The sequence below is a fragment of the Streptomyces sp. SID5643 genome, from assembly GCF_009872555.1.
In the GTDB taxonomy this organism is placed as follows: Bacteria; Actinomycetota; Actinomycetes; order Streptomycetales; family Streptomycetaceae; genus Streptomyces; species Streptomyces iakyrus.
Window position 1 is genome coordinate 1 of record NZ_WWIC01000034.1, and the last position, 20,226, is coordinate 20,226.

Annotated in this window: 19 protein-coding genes; 10 read left to right on the forward strand and 9 right to left on the reverse strand. The window is 73.7% G+C overall.

The features are described from left to right. Both GTY56_RS03645 and GTY56_RS40290 read right to left on the reverse strand, forming a co-directional pair. Nucleotides 1-1,205 (reverse strand): serine/threonine-protein kinase (locus GTY56_RS03645; RefSeq protein ID WP_161362395.1); only part of this gene is annotated, 1,205 nt, incomplete at its 3' end. 156 nt (nt 1,206-1,361) lie between these two features. Continuing rightward, nucleotides 1,362-3,863, reverse strand: a complete 2,502-nt coding sequence (locus GTY56_RS40290; RefSeq protein WP_161362397.1) for a SpoIIE family protein phosphatase — start codon at nt 3,861-3,863, stop codon at nt 1,362-1,364. 341 nt (nt 3,864-4,204) lie between these two features. Here GTY56_RS40290 and GTY56_RS03655 point away from each other — a divergent pair, with 341 nt between their 5' ends. The 3 genes from GTY56_RS03655 (at nt 4,205) to GTY56_RS03665 (ending at nt 7,944) form a co-directional block, all read left to right on the forward strand. Next, nucleotides 4,205-5,179: an alpha/beta hydrolase gene (locus tag GTY56_RS03655; RefSeq protein WP_161362398.1), complete on the forward strand. Its 975-nt coding sequence runs from the start codon at nt 4,205-4,207 to the stop codon at nt 5,177-5,179. Nucleotides 5,180-5,258: 79 nt separating this feature from the next. Beyond that, complete coding sequence (locus GTY56_RS03660; RefSeq protein ID WP_161362400.1) at nt 5,259-6,644, forward strand: helix-turn-helix domain-containing protein; 1,386 nt, start codon at nt 5,259-5,261, stop codon at nt 6,642-6,644. Nucleotides 6,645-6,753: 109 nt separating this feature from the next. Further along, nucleotides 6,754-7,944, forward strand: coding sequence for a CaiB/BaiF CoA transferase family protein (locus tag GTY56_RS03665; protein WP_161362402.1), 1,191 nt, complete (start codon nt 6,754-6,756; stop codon nt 7,942-7,944). A 21-nt stretch (nt 7,945-7,965) separates the two neighbouring features. Here GTY56_RS03665 and GTY56_RS03670 read toward each other — a convergent pair whose 3' ends face one another. The 3 genes from GTY56_RS03670 to GTY56_RS03680 form a co-directional block, all read right to left on the reverse strand. Next, entirely contained in the window at nt 7,966-8,955 is a 990-nt protein-coding gene (locus tag GTY56_RS03670; protein ID WP_161362404.1) for a TerC/Alx family metal homeostasis membrane protein, read from the reverse strand. Nucleotides 8,956-9,040: 85 nt separating this feature from the next. Next, nucleotides 9,041-9,685 carry a phosphoribosyltransferase gene (locus tag GTY56_RS03675; RefSeq protein WP_161362406.1) on the reverse strand — a complete coding sequence of 215 codons (645 nt, stop codon included), beginning with the start codon at nt 9,683-9,685 and terminating at the stop codon, nt 9,041-9,043. A gap of 92 nt (nt 9,686-9,777) precedes the next feature. Further along, on the reverse strand, nt 9,778-10,437 hold the full coding sequence (locus GTY56_RS03680; RefSeq protein ID WP_161362408.1) for a dienelactone hydrolase family protein: 660 nt from the start codon (nt 10,435-10,437) through the stop codon (nt 9,778-9,780). A gap of 117 nt (nt 10,438-10,554) precedes the next feature. On the opposite strand from GTY56_RS03680, the gene GTY56_RS03685 reads away from it, so the two are divergent. Genes GTY56_RS03685 through GTY56_RS03700 form a run of 4 tightly spaced genes read left to right on the forward strand, consistent with a single transcriptional unit; the run spans nt 10,555 to nt 13,773 of the window. Then, on the forward strand, nt 10,555-11,544 hold the full coding sequence (locus GTY56_RS03685) for a DJ-1/PfpI family protein (RefSeq protein WP_161362410.1): 990 nt from the start codon (nt 10,555-10,557) through the stop codon (nt 11,542-11,544). Beyond that, nucleotides 11,541-12,143 carry a DJ-1/PfpI family protein gene (locus GTY56_RS03690; protein ID WP_161362412.1) on the forward strand — a complete coding sequence of 201 codons (603 nt, stop codon included), beginning with the start codon at nt 11,541-11,543 and terminating at the stop codon, nt 12,141-12,143. Before GTY56_RS03685 ends, GTY56_RS03690 begins: the two co-directional genes overlap by 4 nt. 56 nt (nt 12,144-12,199) lie before the next feature. Further along, nucleotides 12,200-12,655, forward strand: a complete 456-nt coding sequence (locus GTY56_RS03695; RefSeq protein ID WP_161362414.1) for an archease — start codon at nt 12,200-12,202, stop codon at nt 12,653-12,655. A gap of 14 nt (nt 12,656-12,669) precedes the next feature. Beyond that, the gene (locus GTY56_RS03700) at nt 12,670-13,773 is read left to right on the forward strand and encodes a CapA family protein (RefSeq protein WP_161362416.1); all 1,104 of its coding nucleotides are present in this window, start codon (nt 12,670-12,672) and stop codon (nt 13,771-13,773) included. 20 nt (nt 13,774-13,793) lie between these two features. Here GTY56_RS03700 and GTY56_RS03705 read toward each other — a convergent pair whose 3' ends face one another. After that, the gene (locus GTY56_RS03705; protein WP_161362418.1) at nt 13,794-14,813 is read right to left on the reverse strand and encodes a sigma-70 family RNA polymerase sigma factor; all 1,020 of its coding nucleotides are present in this window, start codon (nt 14,811-14,813) and stop codon (nt 13,794-13,796) included. A gap of 107 nt (nt 14,814-14,920) precedes the next feature. On the opposite strand from GTY56_RS03705, the gene GTY56_RS03710 reads away from it, so the two are divergent. Both GTY56_RS03710 and GTY56_RS03715 read left to right on the forward strand, forming a co-directional pair. After that, nucleotides 14,921-15,373: a YbhB/YbcL family Raf kinase inhibitor-like protein gene (locus GTY56_RS03710; RefSeq protein WP_107454270.1), complete on the forward strand. Its 453-nt coding sequence runs from the start codon at nt 14,921-14,923 to the stop codon at nt 15,371-15,373. Nucleotides 15,374-15,510: 137 nt separating this feature from the next. Continuing rightward, on the forward strand, nt 15,511-16,770 hold the full coding sequence (locus GTY56_RS03715) for an MFS transporter (protein ID WP_161362420.1): 1,260 nt from the start codon (nt 15,511-15,513) through the stop codon (nt 16,768-16,770). A 13-nt stretch (nt 16,771-16,783) separates the two neighbouring features. On the opposite strand, the gene GTY56_RS03720 is transcribed toward GTY56_RS03715, so the two are convergent. Both GTY56_RS03720 and GTY56_RS03725 read right to left on the reverse strand, forming a co-directional pair. Next, nucleotides 16,784-17,212, reverse strand: a complete 429-nt coding sequence (locus tag GTY56_RS03720; RefSeq protein WP_161362422.1) for a VOC family protein — start codon at nt 17,210-17,212, stop codon at nt 16,784-16,786. A 207-nt stretch (nt 17,213-17,419) separates the two neighbouring features. Continuing rightward, entirely contained in the window at nt 17,420-17,869 is a 450-nt protein-coding gene (locus GTY56_RS03725; protein ID WP_161362424.1) for a hypothetical protein, read from the reverse strand. Between the two features lie 216 nt (nt 17,870-18,085). Here GTY56_RS03725 and GTY56_RS03730 point away from each other — a divergent pair, with 216 nt between their 5' ends. Continuing rightward, a complete protein-coding gene (locus GTY56_RS03730) occupies nt 18,086-19,270 on the forward strand; it encodes a hypothetical protein (RefSeq protein ID WP_161362426.1) in 1,185 nt (394 codons plus the stop codon). A gap of 63 nt (nt 19,271-19,333) precedes the next feature. Here GTY56_RS03730 and GTY56_RS40295 read toward each other — a convergent pair. Next, nucleotides 19,334-20,226, reverse strand: an 893-nt coding sequence (locus tag GTY56_RS40295) for a transglycosylase SLT domain-containing protein (protein ID WP_237524367.1), incomplete at its 5' end; no start/stop codon positions are given.

A 20,226-nucleotide genomic window follows, 5' to 3' on the forward strand; every position in this document is an offset into this window, starting at 1 on the left:
GGGCCCGGGGCCGACGGGGTGGGGGACGGCGACGCGCCGTCCGACGCGCCGGGCGCGGCGGACGGAGAGGGAGTGGTCGGCGAGGCGGAGGCAGAAGCGGAGGCGGCCCGCCCCGCGCCGGGCCCGGCACCGGTGGTGGCCAGGGCCTGCGCCGTCCGCTGTGCCGCGGCCCCCGGGTCGTACGGAAGTCCGTACGTCAGGAGGGCTCCGAGGAGTACGGCGGCGGCGGACACGATCAGTCCGGGGCGGCCGGGCAGCCATGGGTGCGCCCGGCCGGGGTCCGGCGTCCGCCTCAGCACCGTCCGGGCGGTGTCCGTGGTGCTCCGGGGCGCGGTGCGGGCCGAGGGCAGGAGCAGCGGCAGCAGGGCCACCAGCGCGGCGAGCCTGCCCCGGCCGCGTTCCTCCCAGTCGGGGCCGTAGGCGGTGCCGGCGACCGCCTCCAGTTCGGTGACGAACGCCTCGGCCTGGACGGGCCGCTCCGCCGGGTCCTTGGCCAGACCGCGCCGCACCAGTTCCCGTACCGCCTCCGGGGCCTCTTCGGCGGGGACGGGCGCGTCGATGTGCCGCAGCGCGAGCTCCGCGAGATTGTCACCCGCGTACGGCTTGTGGCCCGTCAGGCACTCGAAGAAGGTGGCCGTGGCCGCGTACACGTCGGCGGCCGGGGAGGCGGGTGCGCCGGTCCACTGCTCGGGGGCCATGTAGGACGGGGTGCCCGCCACGCCCGCGCTGGTGCCCGCGTCCACCGCGATGCCGAAGTCGACCAGCTTGGAGGATCCGTCCGGCGCGACCAGCACGTTCTCCGGCTTGTAGTCGCGGTGCACGACGCCCACGCGGTGGGCGTCGGCCAGACCGAGCAGCGATCCCTTGAGGACGACGAGCGCGGCCTCGGGAGCGAGCGGGCCCTCCCTCCTGAGCAGCGTGCGCAGCGCAACGCCGTCGACCAGCTCCATCACGATGGCGGCGCCGTCCGGGCTCTCGACGTACTCGTACAGCCCGGCGACATGCGGGCTCCCCAGCCCGCCGAGCAGCCGCGCCTCCGCCCGGAAGTCGTGCACAAAGCCCGGCCGGGTGCGCAGAGACTCGCTGAGGTACTTCACGGCCACCGGCACGCCGGTCTCCTCGTGCACGGCGAGGACCACCCGCCCGCTCGCCCCCGACCCCAGTTCCAGCGACTCGGTGTATCCGGGCACCGCCCATGCGTTCATTTCCCGTCCCCCCAAGGCGGCCGCTCCCCGGCGGCCGGTCACGCACTCGGAGACACATCTTTCGGCCACTTCGGTTGCGTGGCCAGAAGCAGGCGCGAGGCGTGCCCGGACTGTGACAGACGCCGTGCCACGAACCCCTGAGTACGAGCACGCGGGTCACGAGCGGTGCCTCTCCCCCGGCGGAAGACGTCGTCCCGGCGCACCGAGCAGGAGCAGCGTCACATCGTCGTCGGAGGCGTCCGCGTCCACGATCAGGGTCCTGATCAGACGGTCCGCCGCCTGGTCGAGGGTGCCGGGATCGTCGACGGGAGCGCCCTTCAGCGCGTCGTCGACGGTGTGGGTCAGGACGTCGACCTGGGCCTCGATGTCGGTGCCGGGCCTTTCGACCAGCCCGTCGGTGTAGAGCACGAGCGCACTGCCCGGCGGCAGCGGCATGGTCACCTCCTCGAACGGCACCGCGTGCCCCGCGTCGTTGACGCCCAGTGGCACGCCCACCGGTGCCTCCAGCCGGCGGGCGGGCCCGTCGGGCGGCAGCGCGATGACGGGCAGGTGTCCCGCCGAGCACAGCGTGATCTCCTGCCTGCCCTGGTCCAGGACCAGGTAGACGCTGGTGACCAGCTGGTCCGCCAGGTCGCCGACGAACGCGTCGAGGGCCCTCATCAGCCCGCTGGGGGTGGCGCCCGTGCGGGCCAGGGCGTGGGCTGCGGCGCGCAGCTGCCCCATGACGGCCGCGGCCTCCAGGCCCCGGCCCATCACGTCGCCGATGAGAACGCCGGTGCGGAACTCGTCGAGCGGGATGACGTCGAACCAGTCGCCACCGACTCCGGGGTCCCGGACGGACGCCAGATACCGGTAGGCGCACGGCAGGTGGGGCAGGCGGGGCGGCTCCCCCATGAGGCTGTGCTGAAGGGTGTAGGCGATCCGCCGCTGCTGCTCGTAGCGCTCGGCGCGTTCGGCCTCCAGGCGTCGACGCTCGGTGATGTCCCGGACGGTCAGGACCACGAGGGTCTCCTGCTCGGCCTGAAGGCTGCTGACGCTCACCTCGACGGGGAACTCGGAGCCGTCGCCGCGCAGCCCGTACAGGTCCCGGTCCACGACCATCGGCTTCGGATCACGCAGGCGGAGGTAGGCCCCGAGGAGCGCGTGGTGCCGCCGGCGCCGGGCGGTCGGCACCAGGCCGACGACGTCGCTGCCGACGAGATCGCCCGGCGCGCGTCCGAAGAGGCGTTTCACCTGCTGGTTTGCCATGGTGACAGTGCCGTCGCCGTCCGTGATCAGGGTGGCGTCGGGTGCGGACTCCAGCAGCGCCAGGAACCGCCGGTGCGACCGCTGGACCTCGCGTTCGGCCGCTACGCGGTCGGTGATGTCGATGTACACACCGCACAGGGCGTACGGCACCCCGGAGGCGTCGTTGAGCAGGAACCGGGTGGACAGGAAATCCCGTTGGCCGCCCGGCAGGGCGAACGTCTTCTGCCGCTGCACCGGCCTGCCCTCCGCCAGCACGGCGAGGTCGGACGCCCGCCCCTGACGTGCGAGATCGGGCGGCAGGACGTCCTGGTCCAGGCGGCCCAGGACCTGCTTCCGGGACAGGCGCAGGGTCTGCTCGAACCTCGTGTTGACCGCCAGGAAGCGGCCCTCCAGGTCCTTGATGAACACCATGGCGGGCGTGTGCTCCATGAAGGCCTGGAGCAGATCGTTCTGACGCACCCGCCATTCGAGCCGGGCGTGTGCCACCTCGACACGACGGCCCACGGCCAACGTCGTGAAGATCACTGCCGTGAACACGGCCACGTGACCGAAGACGAGCAGCCCGGTCCCCAGCCGCTCCCCGAACAGCCCGGCGTCCTCGGCGACCAGCACGGCCCAGCCCAGCAGCGGCGGCACGACCACGACGGTGACGAACAGCCATCGTCCCAGCGCGCCGGTCGTCCCCGCGTTCAGCAGCAGCGCCGCCGGGCCCTCGCCAGGACGGACCAGGAAGAGCGCCGTGCCCACCAGCACCAGAGCCACCGCTGTGTGCAGGGCCATGCCCGTGTAGGGGCGGAACTGCTCCAGTTCGGGCACCCCGTAGGCAGCCCCGTACAGCCTCAGCATGCCGAGAGCGCCGACGGCCAGGCCCAGGATCTGACTCACCCGGGCGGGGATCCGGGACACACCGGCGCACAGGGAACCCGCCCCCGCGGCCATCAGCGCCGCAGCCGTGTTCGGCGCCATCCGCCCCGGGGCCCCCGTTCCCCGTTGGACGGTGTCGTCCGTGAAGAGCAGCTCGTCTATCCCCAGGCCTGCCCCGGCCACATCCTCCCCGAGGGTGAACGCGCCGAGCACGGCGACCAGGACCGCCGCCGCACGGGACAGGGCGAGCGCGACGGGGCGGATCCGGCCGCGGGAGATCACGTACAGGGAAAGGCCGAGCGCGACGACGGCCACGGCGGTGTTGGCCTTCATGGCCACCGACACGCCGGGCAGGACCTCCTTCAGCACATCGGCCCCTGAGACCCAGCCGACCAGGCTCACCAGGCCCAGCAGACCGGCCGCCAGGGCCGCGGCCCCGGCCACCTGGCGGGCAGTGGCGAGAACGCGCGGGCGGAACGGCAGCCCGTCGGCCTGCTCCGGGCTGCGCATGCCGGACTGCCCGGGCAACTGCTGGTCCCTCGTCACCGCATACTCATCCCTGCCGGATGAACACCAAACCGCATCAATCAGCCTAAGTAAGAGCAAAGCGTATAGCTGCCGTGGACTGCGGGCCCTGCGAGGCGACGCCGCCCGAGGGTGAGGGGGCGGTGGCTCCCGCCGTGCGGAGGTGTCAGGCCGCTACGCTGACCGCCGAGCCGTAGGCGGGCGTGCGCCCTCCGGCGCCGCTCAGCGCGGTGTACTCCGCCCGGCCGCGACGCCACCCGCCGGACGGCGGGCAGGTTCCGCCGCTCGGCGGCGCCCGCTGCCGGGGCCGCGGGGCCGACCATGGCTGTCCGAGCCGCCGCGACCTCGCGTGAGGAGACGCCATGACGTACGTGCCGCCCCCGTTCGACCCCGAACTCGCCGCCGCCCTGGAACTGATCAAGGACATGATCAGCCCGGGGCTGACCCCCGAAGAGATCGCCGAGGTGCGCCAGGGGCCTGGCATCCAGCTGCTGGCCGATCTGGACCTGACCGTGGGCGGGGCGTTCGAGGTGGAGGACCGGCAGGTGCCGGGGCCCGAGGGCGAGCCGGACATCTCGCTGCTGATCTGCCGCCCGGCCGGGGCGGAGTCCGCCGGGCCGCGGCCGGTGATCTATCACGTGCACGGCGGCGGCATGGTCATCGGCAACAACCGGGTAGGGGTGGACGTCCCGCTGGAGTGGGCGAAGGCGCTGGACGCGGTGGTGGTGTCCGTGGAGTACCGGCTGGCGCCGGAGCACCCGCATCCCGCGCCGGTCGAGGACGTGTACGCCGGGCTGCTGTGGACGGCGGACCACGCCGCCGAGATCGGCGCCGACCCCGAGCGGATCGTCATTGCGGGCGCGAGCGCCGGCGGCGGGCTGTGCGCGGCCCTGGCCCTGCTCACCCGGGACCGCAAGGGGCCGCAGCCGATCGGGCAGGTGCTGATGTGCCCGATGCTCGACGACCGCAACGACACGCCCTCCACGTACCAGATGGCGGGCCTCGGGGTGTGGGACCGCACCGCCAACGAGACCGGCTGGACCGCGCTGCTGGGCCCGCGCCGCGGCGGCCCCGACGTACCGGAGTACGCGGCCGCGGCCCGCGCCGAGGACCTGACTGGGCTGCCTCCGGCCTTCCTCGACGTCGGCTCGGCGGAGACCTTCCGGGACGAGGTCGTCGCCTACGCGTCGCGGATCTGGCAGGCCGGTGGGGTGGCCGAACTGCATGTGTGGCCGGGCGGCTTCCACGGTTTCGACGGGTTCGCGCCTCAGGCCGCGGTGTCACAGGCGGCCCGCAGGGCGCAGGTGGCCTGGCTGCGGAGGTTGCTGGGGGCGTGAGGGCCAAGGTCGGCGGCCGCTCTTGCGGCCGCCGGGCTCCGACGGCCGCGAAGGTGGCCGCATACCGCACTATGGGCTCATGAAGGAGCTGGCCGGGCGGCTGACCGCCCTCGACCCGGATGCCGGTGCGGCGGTCCGGGTCATCGCCTACTTCGACCGTCTGGCCGAGTCCAGGGCCGGGGTGGAGGCGCTCGTGCGCGGTGCCGCGGTCCTGGCCGGCTGCCCGGCCCGGCTGGTGGACCCGGAGCGGCGCGTGCAGGTCCGGGTGGAGGCCGACGGCACCCGGCGGGACGTTGACGCGCCGACGGACCCGGCCTGGCCGTCGGCGGCCTTGAGCCCGGGCGGCGCGGGGGCGCTGTGGCTGGAACGGGGAGCGCCGGGAAGCCTCCCGGCAACGGGGCGGGAAGTGCGGTCGACGGACCTGGCCGAGCCCGTCGCCCCCAGCGTGGTCGACGCCGTGATCCTCGAACGGGCCGCCGGTGCCGTCCGGCTGGTTCTCGACCGCACCCGAGGGCGTGCCCCGGCGGACGATCCGGCCCTGGTCGAGACCCTCCTCGACGGCACGGCTCCCGAACGGGCCCGCCTGCACGCCGCCCGCCGCCTCGGTCTGGACCCCACGGCCCCGGCCCGGGCCGTCGCCCCGCTGAACGGCCGGCCAGGGGTGATACCCGCCGACGCGGAGACCGCTCCACTCGCGGGTCGAACGGCGGCGGAAGCCCCCCTCCGGCCGCGGACCGGCCGGACGAGCCAGGCAGCCGCACCACACCCGGCGGGCGTGCACGGCACGGCGAGCATCGACGGGGCCGCCACCTCCGTCGCATCGCCCCGGCCGGACGATCCCGGCAGCGCATTGCCCCCACAAGCCGACGAACCCACCCGCCCCGCAGCCCAGGCAGCGCCCGGACTCCGCACCGGCGCCGGGACACATCCCGTGACCGCGCAGGCCGCTGTCCGCCCCCGGACCGGACCGAGCGCCGGCCCGGCCACCGCCGTCACCGGCCTCCGGCCCGCTCCTTCGGGCCCCGGTCTCCCCGCCGGGCGTCTCGGTGTCGGACCCGCCGTTCCCGTGCTGGAGTTGCCCCGCTCCTGGGCCGAGGCCCGGACCGCGCTGCGGTTCACCGCCGAGGGCACGCCGCAGGACCCCGGGCCCCAGGTCGTACACGCCGAGGAGCTGGGCGGGATCGCCCTCCTCGCCGATCTCGTCGCGCCCGGCTCCGAGCCGCCACCCGACGTCCGTGCCCTGGAGGCCGCCGCGGCGAAAGCCCCCTGGCTGCCGGCCACTCTGCACGCGGTCGCGTCCACGGGGAGCCTGCGGGCGGCCGCCGCCGGGATCAACGTCCACCACTCCACGCTCCAGGACCGGCTGACCCACGCCGAGCACCTCCTCGGCTGGCCGCTGCGCACCCCACAGGGCCGGCTCCGCCTGCAACTGGCCCTGGCGATGCGCCGGCTGGCCAGGCCGTGAACGTGGTAAGGCCGACGTGATCCGGATCGCGCCGCCGGCCCGCCCGGCAGCCCGTTCCCTGCGGCAGACTGTCGGAGCGCCCTCCGTACACGATCCTGGAGCTTGAGGCATGAGCGTGCAGCGGTATCCCCTGGCCGGGGTCACGGTGGTCAGTCTGGAGCAGGCCGTGGCGGCGCCCTACGCCACCCGGCAGCTCGCCGACCTCGGGGCCCGGGTGATCAAGGTGGAGCGGCCGGGCGGCGGCGACTTCGCCCGCCGGTACGACACGACCGTGCACGGCCACTCCAGCTACTTCGTCTGGCTCAACCGCTCCAAGGAGTCCCTCACCCTCGACCTGAAGGACCCCCGGGGCCACGAGATCCTGCACGACCTCCTCGACGGGGCCGACGTCTTCGTGCAGAACCTCGCCCCGGGCGCCGCCGCCCGCCTCGGGCTGGACCCCGCCACCGTCACCAGCCGCCGTCCGGGCCTGATCCCGTGCACGATCTCCGGCTACGGCACGACCGGCCCCTGGTCCGACCGCAAGGCCTACGACCTGCTGGTGCAGTGCCAGACCGGGCTGGTGTCGCTGACCGGCACCCCCGACGGGACCGCCCGGACCGGGATCTCCGTCGCGGACATCGCCGCAGGCATGTACGCCTACAGCGGTGTCCTCACCGCTCTGTACACGCGCGCCACCACCGGCGAGGCGCACCCCGTGGAGGTTTCGCTGTTCGAGGCGCTCGCGGAGTGGATGGGCCAGCCCGCTTACTACACCCGGCACGGCGGCACCCAGCCCCCGCGGCTCGGCACGCAGCACGCCACCATCGCGCCGTACGGGACGTACACGGCCGCCGACGGCCGGGAGGTGCTGTTCTCCATCCAGAACGAGCGGGAATGGGTGGCGCTGTGCGCCGAGTTCCTCGGCCGCCCCGACCTGGCCGATGATCCTCGGTTCGCCACCGGCTCCGACCGGGTCGCCCACCGCGAGGAGCTGAACGCCGTAGTCGCCGAGCGGTTCGCCCGCTCCGGCTCGGACGAGATCCTGAAGGACCTGGAGCGCATCGGCATCGCCTGTGCCGGGGTCAACGACGTCGCCGCCTTCCTCGACCACCCCGTGCTGGCGGCCCGCGGCCGCTGGAGCGAGGTCGAGGTGCCGGGCGCCACCGTGGAGGCCCTGCTCCCGCCCGCCGACCTCGCGGGGCTGCCCGCGCGGATGGACCCCGTGCCTGCGGTGGGTGAGCACACCGATGCGATCCTGGCCGAACTGGGCCGCACCGCCGGGGAGGTGGCGGCCCTCCGGGCGGACGGCGTCGTCTGAGAGCAGTCCCTCCCCGCTCGCCTAGCCGGCCTCGCCGGCCGGCCGGTCCGCCTGCTCGGCCTGCTCGGCCTCCTGCCTGCGCGACGCGCGCAGGCTCGTGAACGTCGTCACCGCCAGGACCAGCACGATGAAGCTCAGCGAGAACGGGATGCCGATCTCGGGGACGTGGACACCCGACTCGTGCAGCGCGTGCAGCACCAGTTTGACGCCGATGAAGCCGAGGATGATCGACAGGCCGTAGGAGAGGTGGACCAGCTTCTTCAGCAGGCCGCCGATGAGGAAGTACAGCTGACGCAGGCCCATCAGGGCGAAGGCGTTCGCCGTGAACACGATGTACGGGTCCTGCGTCAGGCCGTAGATGGCGGGGATGGAGTCGAGGGCGAACAGCACGTCGGTGGAGCCGATGGCGAGCATCACGACCAGCATCGGCGTCATGACGCGCTTGCCGTTCTCGGTGATGAACAGCTTCGTGCCGTGGTAGCGGTCGGCCACCCCGAAGCGCTCCTCCGCCATCTTCAGCAGCTTGTTCTCCTGGTACTCCTCCTCGTGGTCCTGCGTGCGCGCGTCCTGGACCAGCTTCCAGGCGGTCCAGATCAGGAAGGCCCCGAAGAGGTAGAAGACCCAGGAGAAGGCGGAGATGATCGCCGCGCCCGCCGCGATGAACACCGCCCGCAGCACCAGGGCCGTCAGGACGCCGATCATCAGCACCCGCTGCTGGTACTGCGACGGCACCGCGAACTTGCCCATGATCAGGACGAAGACGAAGAGGTTGTCGACGCTGAGCGACTTCTCGGTGATGTACCCGGCGAAGAACTCGCCCGTGGGCCCGCTCCCACCGACGTACCAGAGCCCCACGCCGAACAGGGCCGCCAGGACGACCCACACCACCGTCCATGTCCCGGCTTCCCTGATGGACACGTCGTGCGGCTTGCGGCCGACGAAGAAGTCGACGGCGACGAGCACGCACAGGGCCGCAACGGTCAGCAGCCACCCGGACAGCGAGACGTTCACTTGTTGCTCCTGATGCAGGTGTGGGGGTGGAACATCCTCGTCCGGCGTGGCTGGATCTCGCCACTCCTGCCAGGTGAACAGTTGGTCAAAGCGGCACGTGCAGCGCCTTCAGGACGTCCTGGTCCGTCAGTTGCCCGAAGTCCTCGTACCAGAGGCCCACGGCCATGAACGCGGCCGGCCGGTGCAGGCAGATCACCTCGTCCGCCTCGGCGCGCATCAGGTCCGCCCCCTCCGGGGAGCAGACGGGCGCGGCCAGGATCACGCGTGCCGGTGCCTGCCGCCGTACGAAGCGCAGTGCGGCGCGTGCCGTGGAGCCGGTCGCCAGGCCGTCGTCGACGACGATCACGGTCCGCCCCCGCAGGTCCGGGGCGGGCCGCCCCTGCCGGTACAGCCGCTCGCGGCGCCGCAGCTCGGCGCGCTCGCGCTCGATGACGCCGGCGAGGGCGGCTTCCCCGATGCCGAGGTGGCGCAGGGCGTCCTCGTCGAGAAGCGGCACCTCGTCCCCGGCCATCGCGCCGACGCCGAGTTCCTCATGGTGGGGAGCCCCGATCTTGCGTACGACGAGCACGTCGAGCGGGGCGCCCAGTGCGGCGGCGACCTCGCGCGCCACGGCGACGCCGCCGCGGGGCAGGGCGAGGACGAGGGGATCGGGCAGGGCCCCCTCGCGCTGCCTGGCCCGCAGTGTTTCGGCCAGTTCCTCACCGGCCTGCCGTCGATCACGGAACAGCATGACGGTCACCTCTGCTTCTCGCACGAAAGAGGGCCCTCGGCCGGTCCGGCTCCCGCGTACCCCCGCGTACGCCGACGATGCACACGGACCGGTCACCGGCCTTGGGCGGTCCGTACCTGCTGGTCGCACCACTGCCGGGCGGTCTCGGTGACCTCGTCGAGGGCGCCCGGTTCCTCGAACAGGTGGGTGGCGCCGGGCACCACGTGGAGGGTGGGCCGCGTGGGCAGGCGCCGTGCGGCCTCCTCGTTGAGCCGCAGCACGTGCGTGTCCCGGCCGCCCACGATCAGCAGCACCGGGGCCCGTACGGAGTCCAGGGCGTCACCCGCCAGGTCGGGCCGTCCGCCGCGCGAGACGACCGCCCGTACCCGGTCGGGCCGTCGGGCGGCGGCGAGCAGGGCCGCGCCCGCGCCGGTGCTGGCGCCGAACAGGATCACGGGCAGGCCCGAAGTGCCGGGCTCCCGCGCCAGCCAGTCGAGGCCGGCCACCAGCCGGCGGCCCAGCAGGGGGATGTCGAAGCGGAGTTCGGCGGTGCGGGCGTCGAGCCGTTCCTCCTCCTCGGTGAGCAGGTCGATCAGCAGGGTGCCGAGCCCGGCGGCGCGCAGGCCGGCAGCCACCTCGCGGTTGCGGGGGCTGTGCCGGGAGCTGCCGCTGCCGTGTGCGAACAGCACGACCGCGCGGGCGTCCGGCGGCACGGTCAGATCGCCGGTGAGGGCCGCGCGGCCCGCGGGCAGGGTGACCGTCCGGGAGATCATCGTCAGCCTCCTCTCCCCCGGTTCCCGGGGTACCCCCACCGCGGTGGACATCCCATGGCGCGATCTGTGGGATGCGTGTCGTTGACGCCGTACGGCGGGCCGGTGGAGCGTGGGGGCGTGACCGATCGCCGTATCGTCTTCGTCGTCTTCGACGGTTTCCAGCCGCTCGACCTCACCGGACCGCACGAGGTGTTCCACGGTGCGGGCGGGTACACCTGTGACGTGGTGGCGCCCCGGGCGGGGCCGGTCCGGTCGGCGAGCGGGCTGCTCGTGCACGCCGGGCACGGCGTCGCGGACCTCGATCCGGCCGGGCCGGACACCCTCGTGGTGGTCGGCGGCCAGGGCGTCGACCGGGCTCGTGAGGACGCGGAGCTGCTCGCGTGGGTCGCAGCCGCGGCGGCCGGTGCCCGCCGGGTGGCCTCGGTGTGCAGCGGGGTGTTCCTGCTGGCGGCCGCGGGGGTGCTGGACGGGCGGCGGGTCACCACGCACTGGTCCCGTGAGGAGCAGCTGGCCCGGGAGCATCCCGAGGTGCGGGTGGACTGCGACCCGATCTTCGTCCGGGACGGGCGGGTGTGGACGTCGGCCGGGGTGACGGCAGGGATGGATCTGGCGCTCGCCCTGGTGGAGGACGACCTGGGCCGGGACGTCGCGCACGAGGTGGCCCGCCGGCTGGTGCTGTTCCTGCGCCGGCCGGGCGGACAGTCGCAGTTCAGTGTGGCGCTGTGGTCGCGTCAGCCTGCGACGGACCCGGTCCGGGCCGCGGTCACCGCGATCCACGCCGACCCGGGAGCCCGGCACGACATCGCCGGTCTCGCCGCCCACGCCGGGCTGAGCCCGCGCCATCTTCAGCGCCGCTTCACCGCCGAGATGGGCGCGCCGCCGGCGGCGTACGTGGAGCGGGTGCGTGTCGAGGCGGCGCAGCGGGCGCTCACGGGCGGCGACGAGCCGGTGGAGGTCATCGCCCGCCGCTGCGGCTTCGCCACGGCCGAGACCCTGCGCCGCACGTTCCACCGCCGGCTCGGCGTGGCGCCGTCGGACTACCGCGCCCGGTTCCGCTCCACGACAGGAGCCCGGGCGGATCTCGCAGAGAAGGGACCAACCGCATGACGACCTACGGCCTGCTGGTCTTCGAGGACGCCGAGGAGCTCGACTTCGTGGGCCCCTGGGAGGTGTTCACCGTCTCGGCCCGGCTCCGGGAGGCCGGCGACACGGCGGTGCTGGTCTGCGAGCGTCCCGGGCCGGTGCGCTGCAACAAGGGGCTGCGCGTCCTGCCCGACCACACCTTCGACGACCATCCGCCGCTGGACGTGCTGCATGTGCCGGGCGGGCTGGGCGCGCGCGAAAGCCAGCTGCACAACCCGGCCGTGACCGACTGGATCGGGAAGACGGCGGAGCGGGCGGCGTGGGTCCACGGCGTGTGCACCGGCACGTTCCTGCTGCATGCCGGCGGGCCCGCCCGGGGCCGCCGGGTGGCCACGCACTGGAGCCAGGAGGACAACCTTCAGGCGCGCGGGGACGTGACGGTGGTCCGGGACGCCCGCTACGTCGTGGACGGGAACCTGGTCACGAGCCAGGGCGTCTCGGCGGGAATCGACAGTGCGTTGTGGCTGGTCGGGCGGTTGCACGGCCGGGAGCACGCGCGGGCCGTACGTCGGTACATCCAGTACGACCCGGCGCCGCCGTACCTCGCGGACGAGCCCGTCTGATCCGGGGCGCGCGGGCGGGGCCGCATGGGAGGGCGAGCCTCGGGCAGTCGATGTTCATGGGCGGTGACACGGGCGACGGCGGGCAAGGGCGGCAGCCGGGCGAGTGCGGGCACCGGGCGGTGCCGCATCCGGGCGACATCCGGATCGAGGCGTGGGCGGCGTGCAGAGAGCACTGTCTGGCGGAGGCCGTCCTGGCGATGGTGGAGTGCTTCGCGGACGTCTCCGGGGTGCGGCCCACCGCCGTGGACCGGGTGCGGCTGCCCGCGGCCAGCGACGACGACCTGCTCGCCGCGCTGCTGGACGAGGTCATCTTCCGGCTGGAGGCCTACGGTCAGGTGCCCGTGGACGTGGAGGCGGACGAGGCCGAAGGCGGCCTGGACGTCCGGCTGGCCGTCACCGGCATCGCGGACGTGGAGATCACGGGTGCGGTCCCGGTGGCGGTGGCATGGGACCGGCTGCGGGTGGGGCCGGACCCGTACGGGTGGTCGTGTGCGGTGACGGTGGACGCCTGACCTACCGTGGAGGGATGGGCGGTGGCGTCGTGACGCTGTTCCTGTGCGGTGACGTGATGCTCGGGCGCGGCGTCGACCAGATCCTCCCGCATCCCGGCGATCCGGCACTGCGCGAGGCGTGCGCCGAGGACGCCCGTGCCTACGTGCGGCTGGCGGAGTCGGCGCACGGCCCGGTGCCGGCGCCCGTGGCCCCGTCGTGGCCGTGGGGCGAGGCGCTGCGGCTGCTGGACGAGGCCGCCCCGGACGCCCGGATCGTGAACCTGGAGACGTCGGTGACGGGCAGCGGCACGTTCGCGCCCGGCAAGGAGATCCACTACCGGATGCATCCGTCGAACCTGCCGGCACTGGCCGTGGCCCGGCCCGACGTGACGGTCCTCGCCAACAACCACGTCCTGGACTTCGGCCTCCCGGGCCTGCTGGAGACCCTGGACGTGCTGGCCCGGGCGGGGCTGCGGACGGCGGGCGCGGGACGGAACGCCGAACAGGCCTACGCACCCGCGGTGATCCCGCTCCCGGGCGGCCGACGGCTGCGGGTGTTCGCCCTCGGGGCGCACTCCAGCGGCATCCCGTCCGGCTGGGCGGCGACCGCGGACCGGCCGGGCGTGGCCTACCTGTCCGGCTTCTCGGGAGCCGCCGCCGAGGCCGCGGTCCGGCGCCTCGGAGGAGCCGGCGGCCTCACCGTCGTGTCCGTGCACTGGGGCTCGAACTGGGGGTACCGCGTCCCGAGCGAGCAGATCCGTTTCGCACACGCGCTGGTGGACGGTGGTGCCGACGTCGTCCATGGGCACTCCTCGCACCACCCCCGGCCGCTGGAGGTGTACCGGGGCCGGCTGATCCTCTACGGCTGCGGCGACTTCGTCGACGACTACGAGGGCATCTCCGGATACGAGGAGTACCGCGACGACCTGCGGCTCGCCTTCCTCGTGTCGGTCGAGCCCGACAGCGGGCGGCTGGCCGTGCTGCGCATGCTGCCGTTCCGGGCGCGGCGGATGCGGCTGGAGCCCGCGCCCGGGGTGGACCGCGCCTGGCTGCGCGCCACGCTGGACCGGATCAGCGGTGGCGTGGGGGTGAAGCAGGCGGCCGACGGTTCCCTGGTCCTCGCCGCACGGGGCGCGTGACGCGGGAGGCGGGGTGGGGCTCAGCCCGCCCAGGACACCAGCCGTGCGCGGCTCTCCGGCTCCCGCAGCCGGGCGAGTGACTCCTTTTCGAGCTGACGCACCCGCTCGCGGGTCAGACCGACGCGCCGGGCGACCTCGCTGAGCGTGCGGGTGTGCCCGTCGTGCAGTCCGTAGCGCAGGCTGAGGATCATGGCCTCGCGGGGGGCGAGCGTGCCGACGGCCTCGCGGAGTTCCTCGGCGAGTGCCCGGAACTCGGCCACCTCGGGGGCCTGGAGCACCTCGGTGTCGGCGATGAGGTCCCCGACGACGGTCTCGCCCTTCTCGTCCACCGGCGTGTCCAGGCTGACGGCGTCCCGTCCGACGTGGCGCAGCCAGCCGATCCTGTCCTCGGCGAGGCCGCTCTCCCGTGCCACCTCCCCGACACTCGGCTCACGGCCCAGGTCGAGGCGCAGCCGCCGCTCGACCTTGGCGATCTTCTGGAGCTGCTCCACGACGTGCATCGGGAGCCGGACGGAGCGCGCGTGCGCCGCGAGGCCCCGTTCGATCGCCTGGCGGATCCACCAGGTCGCGTACGTGGAGAACTTGAAGCCCTTGGTGTGGTCGAACTTCTCCACGGCCCGGATCAGCCCCAGGTTGCCTTCCTGGATGACGTCCAGCAGGGGCAGACCGCGGTGGGCGTGCCGTTTGGCCATCGACACCACGAGCCGGAGGTTGGCCCGGACCATGTGGTCCTTGGCCGCCTGTCCGTCCCGTACGGCTTCCTCCAGGTCCCGGCGTCCCTGCGCCGTGAGGTCGTGCTCCCCGGCGTCGGCCGCGTCCAGCCTCTCCAGCGCCCGCAGGCCCCTCTCCATCCGCCGGGCGAGCCGTACCTCGTCCTCGGCGGTGAGCAGCGGGGTCGCCGAGATCTGTGCGAGGTACTGGCCGAGGAGGTCCGGCTCCTCGTCCGGCTCGGGGATGCGGCTGCGCAGCCGGGCGGTGCGGGCCGGGGCGCGCCGGTCCTCGCGGACACCCGCCGCGGGGTCCTCTGTCAGGGGAGACATCGTCGGGTTCCTCTCTCCCCCGCCTCGGATCCGGCTCGCCCGGCGGGTACCCGGGGGAACAGGTCCGAACCGTGTGCCCAGGGGCCTCCGGGGGTACCCCGGGGCACATGACCGGCATCGAACTGAGCAGCGACGCGTTCAACGACCACTCCTTCATCGCGCGCCGGCACGCGTACGAGGGACCGAACGTCTCTCCGCCGCTGACCTGGAGCGGTGTGCCGGACGACGCGGCCGAACTGGTCCTGCTGTGCGAGGATCCCGACGCCCCGTCGGGCACCTTCGCGCACTGGGTCGTGGTCGGCATCGACCCGCACAGTGACGGCGTCGAGGCCGGGCAGAGCCCGCCGGGCGGCACGGAACTCGTCAACGGCTACGGGCAGCACGGCTGGGGCGGCCCCCACCCGCCGCCGGGTGACGACGCCCACCACTACTTCTTCCGGCTCTACGCGCTGTCCGAGCCGTGCGTCCTGCCCGACGCTCCGCGCGCGGACCAGGTGCACGAGGAGGTCGAGAAGCACCGCCTCGCGGACGGGACGCTGGTGGGGCTCTACCAGCGCTGACCCTCCGCCCCCGCACCCCCGGCACAACCGTTGGTTGTGCCGCGCGGGCCGTACGGTTGTTTGCCCGGCCCGCCCCCTTCTCGCTTGGATGACTCCCGGACAACGCCGGGTTGTCCGGGAGAACGGGGGCGTCGGGTATGGCGGGCAGACGGTCGCTGGGGCGGCGGTTCGGATGGCTGTGGGGCGCGTACGCGGTCAGCACGGCCGGCACCTGGCTCGCGTTCGACGCGTTCGCCCTGATCGCGGTCCTCGCCCTGGATGCCGGGCCGGCGCAGGTTTCACTGCTGGCGGCGGTGGGACCGGCGGTCGGCGCCGCGGTGTCGGTGCCTCTCGGGCCGTGGGTGGAGGTCCGCCGCAAACGGCCGGTGATGATGGCGGCGGACCTGGTCCGTTGCGCGGTGCTGCTGAGCGTCCCCGTGGCGTTCGCGTTCGGCCGGCTGAGCTTCGGCCAGTTGCTGCTGGTGTCGGTGGCCGTCGCGGCGGCCGGCATCACCTTCAACGCGGCCGCCGGGGCGTTCCTGAAGGACCTGCTGCCGCGGCAGGACCTGCTCGTGGCGAACGGACGGTTCGAGGCGACGACCTGGACCGCCAGCATGGTCGGTCCGCCGCTGGGCGGGGCCGCCGTCGGCCTGTTCGGCCCGGTGACGACGGTGGTGGCCGACGCGGTGAGCTATCTGCTGTCGGCCGCGGGCATCCGGGCGATCGGCGACGCCGAGCGGCGTCCGGCACGACCGGAACCCGCCGTGCCGCGGGCCCGCGACCTGCTGGAGGGCTGGCGCCACATCCTGGCCGATCCGGCACTGCGCCCGCTGTTCCTCAACACGCTGCTGGTCAACTCCCTGATCATGGCGGCGTCTCCGCCGCTGCTGATCCTGATGGTCGACGACCTGCACTTCGCTCCCTGGCAGTACGCCCTCGCCTTCGCGGTGCCCTGCACCGGCGGCCTGCTCGGCTCCCGCCTGGCGCCGCGTCTCGTCGCCCGCCACGGCCGGCACCGGGTTCTGGTCACGGCGGGGGCGCTGCGGGCCGGCTGGCCGATCGGCCTGGCCTTCACCGGCCCCGGCGCGCCCGGCCTGGTCCTGGTCGTGCTGGTCGAGTTCGGCCTGATCACCTGCTGCGCGGTCTACAACCCGGTCCTCGCCACGCACCGCCTCGACCGCACCCCCGCGGGCCGGGTCACGCGGACCCTGTCCGCCTGGTCGGCCACCGGCAAGGCCGCCACCGCGACCATGACCGCCCTGTGGGGCGTACTGGCCTCCAGGACCGGCCCGCGCACGGCCATCGCGCTGGCCGGTGCCCTGCTCCTCCTCACCCCGCTGCTGCTCCCGCGCCGGGACGACACCACGGAGGCCGGCGACGAACCGGCCTCCGTGGCAGTGCGGTCGGACGGCGGCTGACCCACCGGGCCGGTCAGACCGCCCCGGGCACGTCCTCCGTGACCCCGTTCAGCTCGGAGGCCGGGTCGGCGCCGTACGGGCGCGTGATGATCTCCAGGCCGTGGCCCGCCGGGTCGGGGAAGTAGACACCCCGGCCGCCGTCGTTGCGGTTGATGCGGCGGGGGTGGTTGCCGTGCGGGTCGGCCTGGATGGGGACGCGGGCCTTGACGAGGCGGTCCAGGACCTCGTCGAACTCGTCCTCGGAGACGAGGAACGCGTAGTGCTGCACGGGGATGTCGGCGTCGATGGTGGCGAAGTCCAGCGTGACGCCGTTGGCGGTCGTCACGGGCAGGAACACGCCGGCCGGGGCGCCGACCTCCAGACCCAGAATCTCGGCGAGGAAGTGAGCGGACTTCTCCCGGTCACGGGACAGGACGATGGTGTGGTTGAACTCGACGGACACGGTTGAATGCCTCCACGGGCATCTCCACGGCGCCTCCATGCCTCACCCGGACGGTGACCGGCACGCGATGCCGCGCGGTGGATCGTAGACAGGGACCGCGGTGGCCGTCGAGCGGTTTTCGGCCGTGCCCCGCCACCGTCCGGACACGTCTGGGGCGGACCACCGCGTGCGCGGTGGTCCGCCCCGGGCGGTGGCCCGTGGTGCGGCTCAGTACCAGGCGGTGTTCACCAGGTCGTGGCCGTCGCACGCGAGGAGGGCGCGCGAGACGCGGCCGTTGAGGTTGTTGCCCATCTGCGTGTAGGCGTAGTTGACGCCGGAGTCCACGCTCTCCGCGACCCAGCCGTCGTTGCGGCCCGTGCTGTCGCTGGAGCGCTGCAGTACGGCCGAGCAGCCGGGCCGGGAGTTCTCGATCCGGGCGAACGAGCCGCACTTGTCGGAGTAGAAGTACTTCAGGGCCATGCCCTCGGCGTACTGGGTGGGCCCGATCTGCCGGAACGTGCCCGTGCAGAACGAGGTGGTGGGGTACTGCCCCTCCATGCCGTAGAGGCCGTAGTTGCCGCCCGAAGACGTCTGGGCGTGGGCGGAGGCCGGAAGGAGCGCCATCACCGCGGCGGCGCCCCCCGCGGCCAGCAGTGTCGTGAGTGATCGGCGGCTCATGAGCCCTCTTTCGTTTCTTGTGCCGTCGGGGGGTCGGGGCGTGCGCGGCGGCCGGCCCCCGTACCGGCCGCCGCCCCGCTGTCATGACCGTAAGGGTCGTCACCCCGCGGCCGACACCTGACATCCGTCAGGAGCGCCCGCTCCGGCCGGGCTCCTATCGTGGCGCCGCGGGCCAAGGCCCCGTCGGACAAACCGGGTGATCCAGGAAGGGCAACCATGCGCATGCTCCTGCGCGGCGCCGCCGCGCTCGCGGCCGTCGTCACGGTCGCGTCACTCACGAGCGGTGCCGCGGCACACCCCCGGACGGAGGGGGCGGCCGGCAGCATCAAGAGCTCCGCAGCGGCCCAGATCCCGCCCGGTGTCACCGCGGGCGTCGCCGTCTTCGACCGGCAGACCGGCGCGTTCACCGAACAGGTCAACGAAAGTGCGCAGTTCCGGTCCGCATCGGTCGTCAAGCTCCTGCTGGCGCTGGACTTCCTGTGGGGCCGGGGGCCCGACTACGTCATCCCCGCGCCCGACCGCGCCCGGCTGGAGTCGATGCTGCGCGGCAGCGACGACGACGCCGCGAACCACTACTGGTCGACGTACGGCGGCTCGGAGATCATCAAGCGGATGCTCGACCGGCCCGAGGTCGGTCTGCGCGACACGAAGGCACCACCCGCCGAGTACGCGGGGTTCTGGGGCTACACGGCCATGTCCGCCCGGGACACGGTGGCCGTCTACCGGTACATCCTGGAGAAGGCGCCCGCACCCGTCCGCACCTTCATCATGGACAATCTGCGCCGTTCCACCCGTTGTTCCGCCACCGACCACTTCGACCAGCACTTCGGCATCGCCGGCGCGTTCGACCGGCCCTGGGCGGTCAAGCAGGGCTGGTCCGGGAAGTTCGCCAAGGGCACGTGCGGCTCCCAGGCAGCGCCTGCGGCGACGTCCGCGGAGACGGCCGCCGCTCCCCGGGCCGCCGCCGTCGACCTCACCCGCCCCGCGCTGCACACCACCGGCACGGTGGGCGCGAACGACCGCACGATCGTGGCCGTACTGACCCTGCACGAGACCGGCACGACGTACGGCAAGGCCTACACCGACATCGGCCGGCTGACCCGCTCGCTGAACGTGCCGGGCGGGGCACGGCCCGCCGGGACCTGGTTCGGCACCTGGGGGGAGCTCGTCAACGTCCGCAAGGGGCCGGCCACGGGCGACGAGCGGATCACGCGGCTCCCCGCCGGTGTCGAGGTGCTGGTCGGCTGCCAGACCCGGGGCGAGGTGGTCAGTGTGCCGCCCTACACCAACGACTGGTGGGCCTATCTGCCCCAGTACGGGGGCTACATCTCCAACATCTACATCAGCTCGCCGGACAACCGGCTGCCGAACGTCCCGGAGTGCGGCTCGCCGCGGCCGTGACGGGAACGGGGGACGAGCGGTGGGCGGGGCTGCGGCTCCGTCCACCGCTCGCGTTCGTGCCGCTCAGCCCTCGTACTCGGCGAGGTAGCGCATCACCTTGTCCACGTGCGGCCGCACCCGCTCCGGCACGCCCCGTTCCTCGATGACCGTGCGGTCACTGGTGCGGTAGCCGGCCGCGACGAGCGCGGGAAGGTCCTTCTTCGGCAGCCCTTCCTGCTTGAAGCGCTGGTCGAGCCAGCACACGTACAGGCTCATGGTGGAGATCGCGTCCGGTGGCGACATGTGGTCCTTGTCGCCGTCGCCGTCCCCGTCGACGGCCCACGCCCGGAACACCGACGGCGTCCACATGGCGATGCCGTACTCCTCGCTCTCCGGGCGGGAGGCCTTGGGGTCGAAGTTGCTCTCCGCCTTGATCAGCGCCGCGAGCAGGGCGGGCGTGATCTCCTCGTCGGTGCAGCGGTGCGCCGCGCGGGCGATGACGGGGCGCAGCGCCTCGGGTACGTCGGAGTTCTCGGGAATCTCACCGGCGAGCGGGCTGGATGTACCGGTGACCGTGGGGGTGCCGCCGGCGCCTCCGCCGTCCTGGGTGAGGCCGCCATCGCCTCCGCCGAGCAGGGCCGCCCCCGCGACCGCGGCGGCGGTCAGGACGACGAGCCCGGCTGCGAGGGCGGGCTTCCGTCTCCGGTTGCGGTGCGGACCGGCGGTGGCGGCCTCGACCCGGGCGGCGACGCTGCCGGCCGTGTGCGGGAGCCGGGCGGCGTGGTCCGGGGCCAGGCAGTCGGCGATCAGCCGGCGCAGGTCCTCGTCGAGACCGGCGTCGAGGCGCAGGGGCGCGGTGCCGCGTGCGTAGGTCTGGGCGGCGAGCGAGCGGGCCCGGGCCGTCGCGCCCGGGAAGGGGTGGAGTCCGCCGGTGAGGACCTGGTGGGCGAGGACGCCGAAGGCCCAGATGTCGGCGG